We start from the raw sequence: 15,956 nt of genomic DNA on the forward strand, positions 1-15,956 counted from the left end.
TGCCCTGCTATTACTTTCGGAGGTGGACAGTTATGAATCATCGTGTACAACCTATTATTGCTGTATTAATTGCGCTGGGAGCGTTCGGTTTCCTCTATGTACTGGTAACCAATCCCGGAGAAATGGCAAAAATGGCGGTAACCGTCATCGTGGCAGGTATCATTATTTATTTTATTGTGAAATATGTAATGAATCGAAATGCGGGCAGCGAAGGAGCGGCCTTCAAAAAAGCGGCGAAACAATCCCGGCGCCGGATGAAAGAACAAAAAGCAAAGCACCGCGCCGGACATAAGGGACGTGTCAGCCACCTGCGCAGCGTTCCGAGCGCCAGCAAGCCTAAGCCGATGATTCTCAAGAAAAAAAGCCAGACTCAGCTGACTGTTATAGAAGGGAAAAAAAATAAAAAGAAAAACAGAGCGCTTTTTTAATAGGTCCACTGTTTTAAAAACTGCTCTGTCCGTCTTTTACCTAGCTCAATCAGGGCTAGTTTTTTTTGTTGTGTTAAATGAAAATCGGTCGCCATGATGTCATCAACCGGGAGAAAAATGATGTTTTGTTCATAGCGTGACGCAATGTGCCTTGCGTCATGTGCATCCTTCATCGTTTCAAACAGGGCGCCGAACAGTTCGAATGCGTTGCGGATATTTTTTCGCGGACGCTCCCTTTCCCGCGGTGCAAGCGTCACACCGATAACAGGGCGTTTTCTTTCCTTTGAAAACAGCCAGATGGGAAAATTGCTTAACACCCCTCCGTCAACAACCGTGGCGGTGTCTGTGTCCGTTTTTAATTTTATCGGTTCAAAGAAATACGGAATGCTGCAGCTCATTCTTACCGCCCTGGCAACCGGAAACATATCGGGATTTAACCCGTAACGGACCAAATCGTCCGGCAAAACAATCATGGTGCCGTTTGTCAGATCAGAAGCGATAAGGCGCAGAGACCCCTTCTGCAAATCACCGAAAACCCTTATGCCTTTCGCTCTTAACAGATCAGCAATCCATTTTTCTATCGTATCGCCTTTATATAAGCCAAGACGCCAGTAAATGGACACCCACTGAAGCATTTTCAAGGGGAGAAATGAGTACCGCTGGTCCAGCAATTTCTCTCCGTCCACTTCTTCAATTAAAGCATGGATTTCTTTACTGGTGTAACCTGAGGCAATGAAAGCGGCTATAATTGCGCCCGCGCTTGTACCCGCAAGCCGTTTAAAGCGGAAGCCTTTTTCCTCAAGCACTTCATAAGCGCCTGCCAGGGCAATGCCTTTTACTCCGCCGCCGGAAAATACACCGTCAATATACATCTCATTCCCCTCCCCCTCCATTCAATCGTTTATTACCATTTTAAGAAAACATGCGAAGAAATAGACCAACGAATGACGCGCGGCGCAGCGAATCAAAAAAAGACGGCCTCCTTCGAGACCGCCTTTTTACTGATTATGATGTTCTGTTTTCTTTTGGATTGATTTCAGATCTTTTTTACGAGCATCATCTTCTTCAAAATATTGAACAAGATCCCCGATGCGATCAATGCTGTTCCAGCTTAAATGATGTTCGATTCCTTCGACATCGTTATATATTTTCTCTTCATCAACACCAATGATTCTTAAAAACTGCTCAAGCAATTCATGTCTGTATACCAGCCGTTTGCCTATTTTTTTCCCTTTAGACGTTAACACGAGACCGCGATATTTTTCATAAATTAAATATTCGTCTTTATCTAGTTTTTGAACCATTTTCGTTACAGAGGAGGGATGGACTGCCAATGCTTCCGCAATATCGGAAACCCGTGCATATCCTTTTTCTTCAATCAGCATATAAATCTGTTCAATATAATCTTCCATACTTGGTGTCGTCATCGAAACCCTCCCAAAAAGCACCTTAACTTTATAAACCATTACAAGTTTACACTAATGAACTTGAAAAAACAAGGATGCTCCGCGGGCCAAAAGCCCTGTTTACCGCTTGTAATTCCATTCATCTGAAGCGTATTTTGTTTCTGCCAAGTGATGTACAAAATCAAGCTCTTCCTGAGATAGTTCGTATGGCTCCAAATGAATGTTAAGGCCTGTTTCAAATCCTTCTTTAAAGGCTTTACGGGCCTCATCCATCGTTACCTGTTTTTCAGTGAGTTCATTAATGGCAACCGCTTTATTTTTGAAATTGCGCTGCATCCGCTCTCTGACTCTTTCACTCGGATACAAGAACAGATCAAACAGCTTGTCCTCATCCAAGTCGAGCAGAATGGAGCCGTGCTGAAGAATCACGCCTTTTTGCCTCGTTTGCGCGCTTCCCGCCACCTTGCGTCCCTCAACCACTAGCTCATACCATGAGGGCGCGTCAAAACAAACGGATGACCGCGGGTTTTTTAAGCTTTCTTTTTCTTTGTCAGTTCTCGGAATGGCAAAATAAGCGTCCAGACCAAGATTTCTAAAGCCTTGGAGTATGCCTTCTGAAATGACCCGGTATGCCTCAGTGACCGTTGCCGGCATTTCGGGATGTTCTTCTGAAACAATCACGCTGTATGTCAATTCCTGATCGTGCAGCACACCTCTCCCGCCGGTCGGGCGTCTGACGAATCCGAGATTATACTTATGTACGGCTTCAAAATTGATTTCCTTTTTAATATTTTGAAAATACCCTACAGAAAGAGTCGCCGGATTCCAGCCGTAAAAACGGATAACCGGGGGGATTTTTTCTTCGCTGTGCCAATATAAAAGCGCTTCATCAAGCGCCATATTGAATGCAGGATTTGCATTGCCTGAGTCTATAAACCGCCAAGTTTCTTTTTCCATTTTGAGACCTTCCTTACCGTTTTAATAGAATTAGTTTATCAAACTGCCGGGAAAATGAAAAATATTTTCGTTTCATTATGGATGACAATCGCGCCATGCTTTACTATAATAGTATTTGTCGAAAACGGCTCTATGGCCTTGTTTTACAAAACAGGGTTTTGATTTTATATGCTAAAGGAGTAGAATCACATTGTCTAATATGATCGTTTTGATTATTTTTGCTGCGTTTATCGTGTATATGATTGCTTCATATGTCTATCAGCAGCGAATTATGAAAACACTTACGGAAGAAGAATTCCGCGCGGGTTACCGAAAAGCGCAGCTCATTGATGTCCGTGAACCAAATGAGTTTGAGGGCGGGCATATTTTAGGCGCCCGCAACATCCCGCTTTCCCAGCTGAAACAGAGAAAAAATGAAATCCGTCCGGACAAGCCTGTTTATCTGTACTGCCAAAACAGCGTCCGCAGCGGACGCGCGGCACAAACCCTGCGCAAAAACGGCTGCACTGAGATTTACAACCTAAAAGGCGGCTTTAAAAAATGGGGCGGAAAGATTAAGGCAAAGAAATAAAGCAAACAGCTGTCTTTTTACAGACAGCTGTTTTTTTCACTTCTCTTTCGTCTCATACCTGAGCACTGGATGTCTCGCCGCTTTTGTTTCATCCATTCTTTTTACAATTGTCGTATGCGGCGCCTCCTGGACGATCTCCGGATTCTCCTCCGCTTCTCTTGCGATTTGAATCATAGCGTCGATAAACACATCCAAGGTTTCCTTTGATTCCGTCTCTGTCGGCTCAATCATGAGGCATTCTTCAACATTAAGCGGGAAATAAATCGTAGGCGGGTGATAGCCGAAATCGAGCAACCGTTTTGCTATATCAAGCGTACGCACCCCCAGCTTTTTCTGCCGCTTACCTGACAATACAAATTCATGCTTGCAATGACGGTCAAACGGAAGATCGTAATAAGGCGCGAGCTTTCTCATCATATAGTTGGCGTTTAACACTGCGTTCTCCGTAACAGCCTTTAACCCGTCAGGCCCCATGGAGCGGATATACGCATACGCTCTGACATTGATGCCGAAGTTGCCGTAATACGGCTTTACGCGGCCGATCGAATGAGGGCGGTCATCATCAAATGTAAAGCGGCCTTCCTTTTTGATTAAAACTGGTTTTGGCAAATAAGGAATCAGATCTTTTTTTACACCGACAGGGCCTGAGCCAGGACCTCCGCCGCCATGAGGGCCAGTGAATGTTTTATGCAGGTTGAGGTGCACTACGTCAAATCCCATATCGCCCGGTCTCGCTTTGCTTAAAACCGCATTTAAATTGGCGCCGTCATAGTACAGTTTCCCCCCCGCTTGGTGAACAATTTCCGCCATCTCGGTGATCTGCTCCTCAAACAAGCCAAGCGTGTTCGGATTCGTCAGCATAAGAGCAGCAGTTTCTTCATTCACTGATCTTTTTAAATCTTCCAGATCGACAAGCCCATTTTCATTCGATTTCACCGTAATCGTTTCAAAGCCAGCTACTGTCGCTGAAGCAGGATTTGTCCCGTGCGCGGAATCAGGAACAATGACCTTCGTCCGCTTGAAATCCCCGCGCGCTTCATGATAGGCGCGGATCATCATCAGCCCCGTCCATTCGCCATGCGCCCCGGCAGCTGGCTGAAGCGTAACCTCATCCATTCCCGTAATTTCCTCGAGGTGCTCACTTAAATCATATAAAAGCTCTAAAGCGCCTTGCACCGTGTCTTCATCTTGAAGAGGATGAATTGCAGCAAAACCGGGAATGCGCGCGATTTTTTCATTGATTTTCGGATTGTATTTCATTGTGCAAGAACCGAGCGGATAAAAGCCTGAATCCACCCCGTGATTCCGTTTGGACAGCGCTGTATAATGGCGCATGATATCCAGCTCCGACACCTCCGGCAGCTCTGCGTCCCCGCCACGAATATAGGTGTCTGATAAGAGGTCCTCCAATTCGACTTCCGGTACATCGAGCTCCGGCAGACTGTAGCCGATGCGGCCTTTTCTGGAAAGCTCAAAAATAAGTGCCTGATCTTGATTACTCATGGCGATCCCCCAATTCCTGAATGAGTGCGTCAATTTCTTCTTTTGTTCTCAGCTCCGTTACAGCAATCAGCATATGACAGTCCAGCTCCGGATACGTCAGCCCAAGATCGTATCCGCCGATGATGCCTTTTGCCAGCAAACGTTGGTTCACAGCTTTCACCGGTTCATCCAGTTTGATGACAAATTCATTAAACATCGGTCCGTCAAATATGACGGGGAGGCCCGCTTTTTTTGCTTCTTGCTTTGCATAGTTGGCTTTTAGGAGATTTTGGCGGGCGATTTCTTTTACGCCGTTTTTCCCGAGAGCTGTCATGGCGACAGAAGCTGCCAGCGCATTTAAAGCTTGGTTCGAGCATATATTTGATGTCGCTTTATCCCTGCGGATATGCTGTTCTCTTGCTTGTAATGTAAGCACAAAGCCTCTTTTTCCATTTTCGTCTTCCGTTTGTCCGACGAGACGGCCTGGCATCTTTCTCATTAATTTTTTGATGACGGCGAAAAAGCCGCAATGCGGGCCGCCATATGCTGATGGAATGCCGAAAGGCTGCGCATCGCCGACGACGATATCAGCCTGAAACTTGCCCGGCGGAGCGAGCAGGCCTAACGCAAGCGGGTTGGCTGACACAATAAACATGGATTTCCCTTGATGAGCAATAGGTTCAATATCCTTTAACGGCTCGACCCGGCCAAAAAAATTCGGGTACTGAACGATCACTGCGGCTGTATCCTCGCAAACGGTTTGGCGCAAAGCGTCAAGATCGGTGACGCCATCTGCAGCGGGAACTTCAACGACTTCAATATACTGACCTTTTGCATATGTCTTCAGCACTTCTCTCGATTCAGGATGCACGGTTTTTGACACAACGATTTTTTTCTTTTTCGTATGACCGGAAGCAAGCATTGCCGCTTCCGCCAAGGCTGTTCCGCCGTCATACATAGAGGAGTTGGCGATATCCATTCCTGTCAGCTCACAGATCATCGTTTGGAATTCGAAAATGGCCTGAAGCTCCCCTTGCGAAATTTCCGGCTGGTAGGGCGTATATGCCGTATAAAACTCAGAGCGTGAAATAACATGATCCACAATCACAGGCTGGTAGTGGTCATATACACCCGCTCCCAAGAAAGACGCGTGTTGTAAGGTATCCTTATTTTTAGAGGCCAGCTTTGTCAGTTCTCTTGTGAGTTCCGTTTCTGACTTCGCTTTTTTGATTTGATACTCTTTTTTATATTTGACGTTTTCCGGTATATCAGCAAATAGTTCATCGATGCCCCTTACGCCGATAGCGGCAAGCATTTCTTGTTTATCCTCTTCTGTTGCGGGCAAATAACGGTGCTTCATGTGTTGACTCCTCTCCCCAAGAAAAAATATTAGCGTTTATAAAATGGTGTTTTAACAACCTTTGCTTTCACTAATTTTTTGCGAATCTCCACCTCTACAACTGTCCCGATTTCACTCGCTTCCGCAGCAACTAGGGCAAGGCCGACGTTTTTCCCAAAGGTCGGCGACTGCGTGCCGGTTGTCACCTTTCCGGCAGGCTTGCCATTATAGAACACTTCATATCCGTGCCGCGGTATCCCTTTTTCGATCATTTCGAGACCGACAATCTTCCTCATTGCTCCGTTTTCTTTTTGTTCACTCAATACTGACTTGCCGAAAAAATCAGACTCCTTTTTGTGTTTTACGGCAAAGCCTATACCTGCTTCAATCGGTGTAATATCCCGGGTCAGCTCCTGGCCGTAAAGCGGGAGCTTCGCTTCAAACCGGAGAGTATCGCGTGCGCCGAGACCGCATGGAATCAGCCCATATGCTTCCCCCGCATCAATAATTTGTCCCCATATATACACAGCATCCTCATTGCGGCAGTAAATTTCATACCCGTCCTCACCCGTATAGCCGGTGCGCGAAATAAGTGCTTTGCAGCCGCTGATATCAGCTTCATCGATAAACGCAAACGGCTTTAATGCAGATAAATCTGAAGACGTAAGCGTTTTTAAGATTGTTTCTGCTTTTGGACCCTGTACAGCTAAGAGCGCGATCTGATCAGACAAATTATCAATCTGCACATCACCTGCGGCATGTTCTTTCATCCAAGCCAAATCTTTATCTATATTAGATGCATTAATGACCAGCAAATAACTGTTCTCACCTTTTTGATAGATAAGTAAATCATCGACGGTTCCGCCATCCGAATAGCACATCGCCGTATATTGCGCACGGCCTGGCGTTAACGCGGAAACATCATTGGTCATCAGCCTTTGCAAAAAAGACAGACTATCGTTTCCTGACACTTCGATCTCTCCCATATGAGATACATCAAACAGCCCGGCCGCAGTTCGGACAGCCTCGTGTTCCTTTTTTATAGAAGAAAATTGAACAGGAAGCTCCCAGCCCCCGAAATCAATCGTTTTCCCTCCATATTCCTTATACAGGTCAAATAACGGCGTTCTTTTCAGCATCGAATTCCTCCCCTTTTTTAACGGCGCAGCTAAAAAAACATACAAAAAAGGACAGAGAAACACCTCATGTAAAATGAAGGTTCTCTGTCCTGGCACCTGAAAGTTTACTTTGCATACGCAAAGACGTCCCCTTTGGTGGTTTGCGCATCCGCACAAACACTCTCCAGAGTTGCGTCGAGCAAGAGTTCTTTTGCCTGAGAGATTCACTCCGCAGTTTGCTCCTTCGGCGCCTGTATCCCGAAGTTCTCGGTCAGGTCTCTCCCCTTGCTGTCATTCGCTCATATTTTCATGCTGTTATGGACATACTATAGCAATATCTTACATCAAATACATACTCATATCCTACCACCATCACTATATGCTGGGCAACAGCAATTTGGGCAGATTTTTCTTATATTGTGCATTTTAAGAATCGAAGAATAAGAAAGGCGGTTTCAAAACAATGGACGCTGAAATGATCTACGATGCAAAATGGCCTGATGAATTCGCTGAAAGGCTTCAACATGATGGCCCGTGGGCGAACTGGGAACTGTACAAGCTTTCTGCAGAAATCCAGAAAACATTAGCCATTCCTGAATTTGAAGGCTTACGGGCCCCTTTATACCTGCCTTCCTTTACGCCGCTCCCGCACCAACTTGAGGTTGCGCAAAAAGTGGTTGAAAAAATGAACGGGAAAGCGATTTTAGCAGACGAGGTAGGCCTTGGGAAAACGGTTGAAGCGGGACTGATTCTAAAAGAATATATGATTCGCGGTTTAGCCAAAAAAGTGTTGATCCTTGTGCCCGCTTCCCTTGTATCACAGTGGGTCAAAGAGCTTCAGGAAAAATTTTTGATCCCGGCTGTTGAACAAAAAAAAAGCTATGTGTGGGAGCAATGCGATATTGTCGTCTCATCAATCGATACCGCAAAGCGCTCGCCCCACCGTGAAATCGTGCTGTCAATCCCATATGATCTCGTGATTATTGATGAGGCGCACAAACTGAAAAATAGCAAAACGAAGAACTATGAATTTGTCCGGAGTCTCGTAAAAAAATATTGCCTGCTGCTTACCGCGACGCCAATTCAAAACCGTATTGAAGAAATTTTCAATTTGGTGTCCTTATTAAAACCCGGCCATTTAGGCAGCCAAAATCACTTTCAGGAAGAGTTCGCTAACAAGAAATCCAGTTTAGAAGCGCATGAACATTTAAAAGATCTTGTGAATAAAGTCATGATCCGAAACAGGCGGCATGATACCGGGCTGTCTTGGAAACAGCGCCATGTTGAAACAGTGCCGATTGAATTTTCTCCATCAGAGCAGGCGCTTTATGATGAAATTTCCCGCCTGAAAGAAGGCATCAATAAGCCGGCCAGCATGTTCTCGATTATGACATTGCAAAGAGAATGCTGTTCGAGCAGAGAAGCGGTATATATGACGCTGAAAAAAATGCTTGATCAAAAAGAAAAACAAGCACCGGCCATTGATGAACGCACCATTTCGGTTTTAATAGACCGCATCAACCAAGTCACACAAAACTCTAAAGCGCTGCAAGTCGTTGATCTGATCAAGAAGATAGACGATAAGGTCATCATTTTTACAGAATACCGGGCAACCCAGATTCACCTCCAATGGTTCCTTCAGCAAAACGGCATCAGCTCCGTGCCGTTCAGAGGCGGATTTAAACGCGGGAAAAAAGACTGGATGAAGGATCTTTTCCGCGAAAAAGTCCAGGTTCTGATTGCAACTGAAGCCGGCGGAGAAGGGATTAACCTGCAATTTTGCAATCACATGATCAACTATGACCTGCCATGGAATCCGATGCGTCTTGAACAAAGAATCGGAAGAATTCACAGGCTCGGACAGGAACGTGACGTGCACATTTACAACATGGCGACAAAACATACTGTGGAAGAGCATATTTTAAAGCTCCTGTATGAAAAAATTCACCTGTTTGAAAAAGTGGTCGGCGAACTTGATGATATATTAACGAAAATTCAAGTGAACAATTTTGAAGAACATCTGCACGATATTTTGTGCCATTCAGCAACAGAGGAAGACATAAAAATCAAAATGGACAACTTAACTTCATTTTTGTCTTATAAAAAACAGCAGCCTGCTGAAAAAAGAGGATCTTAGCCTGTAAGGAGGTTTTATAAGTGAGACAGCAAGAGATTCACGATTTTCTACTTCGTTTTTTTCAGGCAAACAGCTGCCCGATCGTCGATCAAGGTTCCGGCTATATGACAGTGCAGCTTACAGTTGAAATGGACAAACAGATCATGAACCGCCCTTTCTACTGGCACTGGCGCGAGAAGACAGGCGGCGATCCGAATCCAATGAAAATCACTTTTATTACAGATAAGGACACCGCTCCAAAAGACCTAGATGGCGAATTTATTTATTTTGGGGCGCCGCGCCTCTTTCAAATTTTCAAAGCTGTTAAACAAAATGGGAGATTTACCAGAATGTATGAGAAAATTGAATCAGCCGGAGCCAAAGTCCCACTTCAGCCTTGGCTTGGTATAAATGTCACGATTTCATACCAGTCCGACATGAAAAAGGATAAGCTATTGTCACTAGGTCTTCATCTAGTCTCTGGAACCATAATTGAACATTTTCAAAGCAAGCTGACACACCTTTCATTGACGTCGCAAATATGCGACTATTGCTTCACCATATCGCCTATGATCAAACCAGCAAGCGGCCTTACGCGGATGGAAAACTATATTGCTAAATCCGCCATGCAGGAGCCGTCAGACTGGGCAGAACAGGCGGTAAACAGGTGGAAGAATGATATGTCATTGCTTGACAAGTTTTATGAGCATGTAGAAGAAAAACCAGAAGAGTATCATCTAGAAAAACAGGCGCTGAAATCCTTGTATCAACCAAAGATATTGGTGGAAATTGAAAATGGCGGATTATTTTATTTGCAAAATAATATTTCAAGCTAACTTTTTTAACATTCGACATCGTTCTCGTTTTTTTTGAAAAAATGCGATTATAATAAAGGTATACTGGAAAAAAATTCTGGCAATTTCAATGGCAAATGACTTCCAGAGACGCTGAAGGCATACAATGAGTCATGGCCGGACTGGCTGAAATACATAAACAAGTATTTTAGGAGGAGAAACTGCATGAAAAATGCAAAACAAGAGCACTTCGAATTAGATCAAGAATGGGTTAAATTGATGATGAAAGCCAAAGAGGCAAATATCAGCCCGGAAGAAATACGAAAATATTTACTTTTAAACAAAAAGTCTGCTCATCCTGGTCCGGCAGCCAGAAGTCATACCGTAAATCCTTTCTGAATGTGCTATAATATCACAAGGAAGGTGATGACATTGATTGGCCAGCGTATTAAACAATACCGAAAAGAAAAAGGCTACTCACTATCAGAACTAGCTGAAAAAGCTGGGGTAGCGAAGTCTTATTTAAGCTCAATAGAACGAAATCTACAAACGAACCCCTCCATTCAATTTCTCGAAAAAGTCTCCGCTGTTCTGGACGTCTCGGTTCATACTTTGCTCGATGAGAAACATGAAACCGAATACGATGGTCAATTAGATAGTGAATGGGAGAAATTGGTTCGCGATGCAATGACATCCGGGGTATCGAAAAAACAATTTCGTGAATTTTTAGATTATCAAAAATGGAGAAAATCTCAAAAAGAGGAGTAGTGCCCGAGCAGAGGCACTGACTCCTCTTTTGTCAATCAACATAGAAACGGCCCAGTACTCGATATACTGGGCCATGTCTTTTTTATTGCTATTAATTTTTATCCTCACTGTGCGCTTTTTCATTTTCTTTAATGTAACCGTCTTTATCAGTATGTTCCTTTTTGATTGTCAAGCCGTTCCACTGTGTCGCTTCGAATGAGAATTGAAGCTGCACTGAGTTGCCTTGATATTTATTTTGAACCATTAGCCCGTTTTCGTCTTTTGTTTTATCGTCTTTGAATTGGATCTCCATTTGGACTTGGTCAAAATCAATCGGTGTTTTTGGAATACCATCATATTCAGGAGCAGTTTTACCGTCAATAGTTGCTACATTGACTTTACCGCTTGCATGTAAGAATTTAGGGTCAATTTGTTTTTTGATTTTTTCAGCAGCTGCTGCATCATTCTTAGCGGACATCAAATACAAGTCCTTGAGGTTTGCATCATCTAAAATAATATTTTTCGGGTATCCATTGCCGCCCTCTTTTCCAACTGTCAATAGAGTCACTTCAAACTGGCTGAGAAAATCTTCTGCAGATGTATTGCTGCCGCCGTTTGCTTTAAATTCACCGTAATTCAGTGCCATTAATACTTCTTTGATCGCAAGTGAGCCGTTATTTTCAAAATGGAAGTCTTTCGTCAATTTGTCTCCCGGCTTTAGATTTGACAGGTTAACACTCGCTGAATTTTCTTTAGCAGATAAATCAAGTGTACCTGATGCAAAAGTAGCATCCGTTGATTTAATGTCGTTAAATGCTGCCCATGTTCCTCCTCCTACTAAAGCTAATCCTAATGCCGCCGAAGCCACTCCTAAACTTAATTTCTTTTTCATACCCATGGCAAACTCCCCTTTTATTGAATGATTTATATCGAAACCTGTTGCCAGGTTTACAACTGAAGTTAAGTGGACATGGTGCTGTCCTTTGTATCTGTTTCCAAATCTTTTGTCTTTCTTTCAATTTCTCTAATGGCGCTTGTGATCGTCACAAAAGCATACATCAGCAGCATCACGCCGGGAACAATCAGTAAAACAGCTGTTCCGATTGGCTGACTGGCAAAATGAAGCATATAGCCGGCATACGGAAGCTGAAAACCCGTATATTGCGCGCGGATATTTTCTTCCGATACTAGCGCTGAATCAGCTGCGGCGTTATTGTCCCCTTTTGTTTTAAATAACAAATGGCCTCCTTGCTTCGTCACGTCAACAATCCTGTGGGTGACCGCCGTATTTGCATCCTGCATAAATGTAATGACGTCACCCTTTTGGAGCTCTTTCACATCGGTGATTTCCTTGACCAATATTAAAGAACCTGTGTTGAACTCGGGCTCCATTGAACCCGAGAGAACTGATTTCAGCGTGTATCCAAACACTGCCGGCTCTCCCCCGGATGAACGTGTTGATATCACGACAAGCGTAAGTACAATAATGAGAGTAAAGATGATCACGTAGAGAATATTACTGATCATCTTCATTGCTTTTTTCATTCTCATCCCCGCTTTCCTTCACAACTGATTGAGTATCTTTTTCTTCCGTTACCGCTTCTTGAGATGCATCCTCTTTATTTGGTTTTTCTTGCACATCCTTTTGCGGTGTTTCCTTCTCCTTTTTGACGGCAGGCTTCGTTTCTTTTTTCGGGACTGTCGGTTTTTCATCGCACCTTGCAAGCGTCATTGGCTCCGACCACTCAAATGTACTGCCGTCTGCCGGATAGCCGGCCGGTTGATATACTTTAAATGCATAAATGCCGGGTTTCATTTTTTTCTTCGTCTCAATTTTATAAAGTGAATCGCCAATTTGATTGGAAATGAAGCCTTTTTCGATCACGTTCCCATCCTTTAGCGGTTTGCGGGCATTTTTCAGCTTATGAAGCTCCCACTTCCACTTTGATTTCTTCAGTTTCTCACCTGTATTTTTAAGCTCAGCAAATAAAGTGAGAGGTGAGCATACAGTACCTTTTGTATCCGTTTGATCTGACAGATGCAAATCACTTTGATCCCAACGTTTATCGTAATGGCAGTTTTTATCTGTATGCTGAAAATCTTTACATGTTTGAAGCGAAGCATTAAATGTTTCTATATCATGAAAAACAGCGCTTGTATCACCGGAAAATTGTAAGCATATCGCGGCAGTCAGACTGAAAATGACTGAAAGCTGAAAAAAAAGCAGAACTTTTAGTTTCGTCTTAGGCTTTTGCTGATTGCGGAACAATCGAAACATATCTTACCTCCTGTAAAACACTGTAACTTAATACGACAATCGTTCTCTTTAAAGAACTGCACAAATTGAGTATAGTCAACGTTTAATGGATTGAAAAACACCAAAATCGACCTTTTAGTTCGTTTAAGAGAACATTTTCGTCATCTTACTAAGTCTTACTCAGTATTGCTCATCTTTTTGAAATTTTTAGATTGTTATGTGAGAAAGTAAATGCATATCCAAGTTCGATTTGGAAATCATAAACAAGGAAAGGGTGACAGCATAATGTTCAAACAGTGTGTGATTTGTCTTTCTCTTCTCGTTTTCGGCACCCCTGCCGCTCACGCAGAAGAAGGGCCTCTTGTGACCGCCGCCCGTCACATATCTAAATGGGAAGAGCTTGCAGTAAAAGAAGCAAAAAAAAGATACCCGCTCGCACAGGTACTGTTCAAACAAAAAGTATGGGACCGCAAAAGAAAAGATGAGGCAGTGAAGCAATACCATTTAACCCTAAGAGAAGGATCAAAGGAATTCGGCGTATTTGTCACGATTTCATTCAATCCCTATAGCCAAAAGGTTAATAAAATTGCCATATTAGAAGAATATCAATAAGGTCCTCCATTTTAGAAGGACCTTATTCGCTATAGCAGTGCAATTATTTTTTTCGCTTCAGCCATAACCTGAAACCATAGGGTAAAATACCGAACCACTGCTGTGAGGCAGGTGTTTTTGTTTCTTTCCGCACCTCTTTTCGTTCTTTTCGTTCATCTTTCGGAGTATCTATATATTTGACAAATTGCTGAGTCATGTATTTGACATAATCATTTGTTTTCACGTGATCACCTCATCATTCAATTATTATGAGTGTTGGCTCACAGGACTTTTTTTATACCCTTCTTTGCTTTATTCTGTCCAGCTCAGCAGTTGTTTCTGTTTTTGATCAAACACTAGCTGTGCAGTTCTTTCTGTTCCCGACTCCGTCATGGCTTTTAAATTGATTTCTTTTTGCTCTTTTATCGATGTATCATGAATGTCATAAGAAACCTGCCCATATGTAAACTGCTGTGAACCCTTTTGGCCTTTCCGTTGCTCAAGAATATGCCGAATAGACAAAAGCGCGCCATTCTGAAGTAAATTCTCTCCTGTGTAAAACTCTTTTGTTTCCTTTTCAAACATGCAGCGTGAAATATATTGAGCAGCAGTAAAGTTCACGATCAGCAGTACAAGCGCGGATACAAAAAGAACAGCGGGATAAACAAACCCTCTCGTGCGGTACATTCACCCTCCTCCTAAATACCGATAAACCGGAAAAGCAGTTTGATACACTTTTTGATTCTCACTCTCAATTTTTAACAAAACCATTCCATTTTCAATATCGGCTTTCATGACTGTAATATGATCTAGTATCGGAACATGCCCTTTCCCATCTACCCTTTTTCTTATCATTGAATGATAGGTTTCAAAACGGATGTCTTGCCCGGAAAGATTGGTGCAAATCAATACGCTCCCATGCTCAGTTGTTTTGACTGCGCGGGACTGCTTGCACTCGTTCATCATCTGCTCCACCGAAATCATCCATTCTTGCTCTGTGAAACCGTCATATCCCTGTTGGCGCGACAAAAACAGATGGAAGATCATAGCTAACGATCCTGATATGAGTAAAAAGACAGAAAGCGAAAATAATATGTTAAGAAGCGTATAGCCAGTCTGTCCGCATAATGCTGAGGCAAAATGGTTTTTCTTTATAAGCTGCTGCTGAGATGCATACGTTTTGATCATGACCCTCCTCCTCCCACTTCAGCGCATAGATCTTATTGTTCTTTATAACCGTTTTTGAAGCATCTCTTTCACCAGTCATCATATATTTTCCAATGCTTTCATTCATTATCTGGTAGCCGGTTTCTCGTGATTCCGCCATCTTTTCATCAGCTATCAGCTTGCTCCACATGGGAACGACTGTCAGCAGCAGAAACAGCCACAGACTAAGCGCAGACATTGTTTCTATTGTAGAAAAACCTTTATTTTCTCTCCACATTGACTCTCCCGCTCCCTAAATAAACTGTTATGTCGTAAGCGTCATGTCCTTTTACTCGTATTTTTCCGCCTGTATTCGGATGCCCTTTCTCATTAAATTCCAAACGGTCTTTTAATGTCAGCGGCTCTATAGAAAGTCCTGTTGGATAGGGACGTTCAATCACCGTATTATCCATGATTAATTGATAGTCTTTTCTCTGAAAGAGAATTTTCGTTCTTTGATGACTGGACATTGCAGTCTGCTGTGCAAGCATAATATCGTTTTTCAGCTGCCATGCCGCCTGACGAACCGCTGTATTGCCATAAATAGGAGGAAGTGCGGTAAACACGGCAATCAAGAGGATAGAGGCGAGGCTTAACACAAGTAAGCTTTCTAAAAGAGTAAATCCCTCCTCCTCGTTTAATTTAATGTTCAACCTTAACTTCTCCGCCAGTGATGACAATATGCTTCCCATCTGGACAAACCGCATCCTTTTTCACATAGCCCTCTGACTGTAAATCGGCAAGGCTCGGTGTCTGTCCTTCATGATCGAGCTCATATGCAGTCATTTGTGCCTTAATCATGTTTTGCAGGCCCTCACAGCCCTTTTTCTGAATGGTTTGATTATGTTTCGTGACGTTCGGTATCGTAATTAAAAGCAAGATTGAAATAATAAAGAGCACAATTAGCATTTCAACAAGAGTGAATCCTTTCTCATTCATCGGCC

The 15,956-nt window shown here is 43.2% G+C and carries 22 protein-coding genes and 1 riboswitch; of the genes, 7 read left to right on the plus strand and 15 right to left on the minus strand.

Annotated features, from left to right (window positions below):
• The first annotated feature begins 32 nt into the window (after positions 1-32).
• Positions 33-428 (plus strand): SA1362 family protein, encoded by a 396-nt coding sequence (locus tag V6D44_RS12735; RefSeq protein WP_003226367.1) that lies wholly within the window; start codon positions 33-35, stop codon positions 426-428.
• Here V6D44_RS12735 and V6D44_RS12740 read toward each other — a convergent pair.
• From V6D44_RS12740 to lipM, 3 genes are all read right to left on the minus strand, one after another.
• On the minus strand, positions 425-1,300 hold the full coding sequence (locus V6D44_RS12740) for a patatin-like phospholipase family protein (protein ID WP_087990688.1): 876 nt from the start codon (positions 1,298-1,300) through the stop codon (positions 425-427). The genes V6D44_RS12735 and V6D44_RS12740 overlap by 4 nt on opposite strands.
• A 126-nt stretch (positions 1,301-1,426) precedes the next feature.
• Entirely contained in the window at positions 1,427-1,855 is a 429-nt protein-coding gene (gene mntR, locus V6D44_RS12745; RefSeq protein ID WP_003236923.1) for a transcriptional regulator MntR, read from the minus strand.
• 99 nt (positions 1,856-1,954) lie between these two features.
• Positions 1,955-2,791, minus strand: a complete 837-nt coding sequence (gene lipM / locus V6D44_RS12750; RefSeq protein ID WP_087990689.1) for an octanoyltransferase LipM — start codon at positions 2,789-2,791, stop codon at positions 1,955-1,957.
• 190 nt (positions 2,792-2,981) lie between these two features.
• On the opposite strand from lipM, the gene V6D44_RS12755 reads away from it, so the two are divergent.
• Positions 2,982-3,362, plus strand: coding sequence for a rhodanese-like domain-containing protein (locus V6D44_RS12755; RefSeq protein ID WP_014664580.1), 381 nt, complete (start codon positions 2,982-2,984; stop codon positions 3,360-3,362).
• Between the two features lie 36 nt (positions 3,363-3,398).
• Here V6D44_RS12755 and gcvPB read toward each other — a convergent pair whose 3' ends face one another.
• Genes gcvPB through gcvT form a run of 3 tightly spaced genes read right to left on the minus strand, consistent with a single transcriptional unit; the run spans position 3,399 to position 7,322 of the window.
• Positions 3,399-4,865, minus strand: coding sequence for an aminomethyl-transferring glycine dehydrogenase subunit GcvPB (gene gcvPB / locus V6D44_RS12760; RefSeq protein ID WP_202327204.1), 1,467 nt, complete (start codon positions 4,863-4,865; stop codon positions 3,399-3,401).
• Complete coding sequence (gene gcvPA / locus V6D44_RS12765) at positions 4,858-6,204, minus strand: aminomethyl-transferring glycine dehydrogenase subunit GcvPA (RefSeq protein ID WP_253268416.1); 1,347 nt, start codon at positions 6,202-6,204, stop codon at positions 4,858-4,860. Before gcvPA ends, gcvPB begins: the two co-directional genes overlap by 8 nt.
• Positions 6,205-6,233: 29 nt before the next feature.
• Complete coding sequence (gene gcvT / locus V6D44_RS12770; RefSeq protein ID WP_087990691.1) at positions 6,234-7,322, minus strand: glycine cleavage system aminomethyltransferase GcvT; 1,089 nt, start codon at positions 7,320-7,322, stop codon at positions 6,234-6,236.
• Positions 7,323-7,494: 172 nt separating this feature from the next.
• Positions 7,495-7,596, minus strand: a riboswitch (glycine riboswitch).
• Positions 7,597-7,764: 168 nt separating this feature from the next.
• Here gcvT and V6D44_RS12775 point away from each other — a divergent pair.
• The 4 genes from V6D44_RS12775 (at position 7,765) to sinR (ending at position 10,979) form a co-directional block, all read left to right on the plus strand.
• Entirely contained in the window at positions 7,765-9,438 is a 1,674-nt protein-coding gene (locus V6D44_RS12775; protein ID WP_253268417.1) for a DEAD/DEAH box helicase, read from the plus strand.
• A 20-nt stretch (positions 9,439-9,458) separates the two neighbouring features.
• Complete coding sequence (locus V6D44_RS12780; RefSeq protein ID WP_253268418.1) at positions 9,459-10,253, plus strand: YqhG family protein; 795 nt, start codon at positions 9,459-9,461, stop codon at positions 10,251-10,253.
• Positions 10,254-10,436: 183 nt separating this feature from the next.
• Entirely contained in the window at positions 10,437-10,610 is a 174-nt protein-coding gene (gene sinI / locus V6D44_RS12785) for an anti-repressor SinI (protein ID WP_087990694.1), read from the plus strand.
• A gap of 33 nt (positions 10,611-10,643) precedes the next feature.
• On the plus strand, positions 10,644-10,979 hold the full coding sequence (gene sinR / locus V6D44_RS12790; RefSeq protein WP_003226345.1) for a transcriptional regulator SinR: 336 nt from the start codon (positions 10,644-10,646) through the stop codon (positions 10,977-10,979).
• A gap of 91 nt (positions 10,980-11,070) precedes the next feature.
• Here sinR and tasA read toward each other — a convergent pair whose 3' ends face one another.
• The 3 genes from tasA to tapA all read right to left on the minus strand — a co-directional run bounded on the left by tasA (position 11,071) and on the right by tapA (position 13,236).
• Positions 11,071-11,856 carry a biofilm matrix protein TasA gene (gene tasA, locus V6D44_RS12795; RefSeq protein ID WP_087990695.1) on the minus strand — a complete coding sequence of 262 codons (786 nt, stop codon included), beginning with the start codon at positions 11,854-11,856 and terminating at the stop codon, positions 11,071-11,073.
• Between the two features lie 62 nt (positions 11,857-11,918).
• On the minus strand, positions 11,919-12,491 hold the full coding sequence (sipW, locus tag V6D44_RS12800; RefSeq protein WP_087990816.1) for a signal peptidase I SipW: 573 nt from the start codon (positions 12,489-12,491) through the stop codon (positions 11,919-11,921).
• Positions 12,475-13,236, minus strand: a complete 762-nt coding sequence (gene tapA / locus V6D44_RS12805; RefSeq protein WP_202327199.1) for an amyloid fiber anchoring/assembly protein TapA — start codon at positions 13,234-13,236, stop codon at positions 12,475-12,477. Before tapA ends, sipW begins: the two co-directional genes overlap by 17 nt.
• Before the next feature lie 261 nt (positions 13,237-13,497).
• On the opposite strand from tapA, the gene V6D44_RS12810 reads away from it, so the two are divergent.
• Positions 13,498-13,827 carry a YqzG/YhdC family protein gene (locus V6D44_RS12810; protein ID WP_087990817.1) on the plus strand — a complete coding sequence of 110 codons (330 nt, stop codon included), beginning with the start codon at positions 13,498-13,500 and terminating at the stop codon, positions 13,825-13,827.
• A 43-nt stretch (positions 13,828-13,870) separates the two neighbouring features.
• Here the strand turns inward: V6D44_RS12810 and V6D44_RS12815 are convergent, their stop codons facing one another.
• The 6 genes from V6D44_RS12815 to comGC form a co-directional block, all read right to left on the minus strand.
• Positions 13,871-14,050, minus strand: coding sequence for a YqzE family protein (locus V6D44_RS12815; protein WP_087990697.1), 180 nt, complete (start codon positions 14,048-14,050; stop codon positions 13,871-13,873).
• Positions 14,051-14,118: 68 nt separating this feature from the next.
• The gene (comGG, locus tag V6D44_RS12820) at positions 14,119-14,493 is read right to left on the minus strand and encodes a competence type IV pilus minor pilin ComGG (RefSeq protein WP_202327198.1); all 375 of its coding nucleotides are present in this window, start codon (positions 14,491-14,493) and stop codon (positions 14,119-14,121) included.
• Positions 14,494-14,901, minus strand: a complete 408-nt coding sequence (gene comGF, locus V6D44_RS12825) for a competence type IV pilus minor pilin ComGF (protein WP_284690388.1) — start codon at positions 14,899-14,901, stop codon at positions 14,494-14,496.
• 1 nt (position 14,902) lies between these two features.
• Positions 14,903-15,250: a competence type IV pilus minor pilin ComGE gene (gene comGE / locus V6D44_RS12830; protein WP_087990700.1), complete on the minus strand. Its 348-nt coding sequence runs from the start codon at positions 15,248-15,250 to the stop codon at positions 14,903-14,905.
• Positions 15,234-15,665: a competence type IV pilus minor pilin ComGD gene (comGD, locus tag V6D44_RS12835; RefSeq protein WP_087990701.1), complete on the minus strand. Its 432-nt coding sequence runs from the start codon at positions 15,663-15,665 to the stop codon at positions 15,234-15,236. The genes comGE and comGD overlap by 17 nt, the downstream gene beginning before the upstream one ends.
• On the minus strand, positions 15,655-15,951 hold the full coding sequence (comGC, locus tag V6D44_RS12840; protein WP_087990702.1) for a comG operon protein ComGC: 297 nt from the start codon (positions 15,949-15,951) through the stop codon (positions 15,655-15,657). The genes comGD and comGC overlap by 11 nt, the downstream gene beginning before the upstream one ends.
• Positions 15,952-15,956 lie beyond the last annotated feature (5 nt).

The sequence above is a fragment of the Bacillus sp. 0209A genome (assembly GCF_036765095.1).
Classification (GTDB): domain Bacteria; phylum Bacillota; class Bacilli; order Bacillales; family Bacillaceae; genus Bacillus; species Bacillus subtilis_G.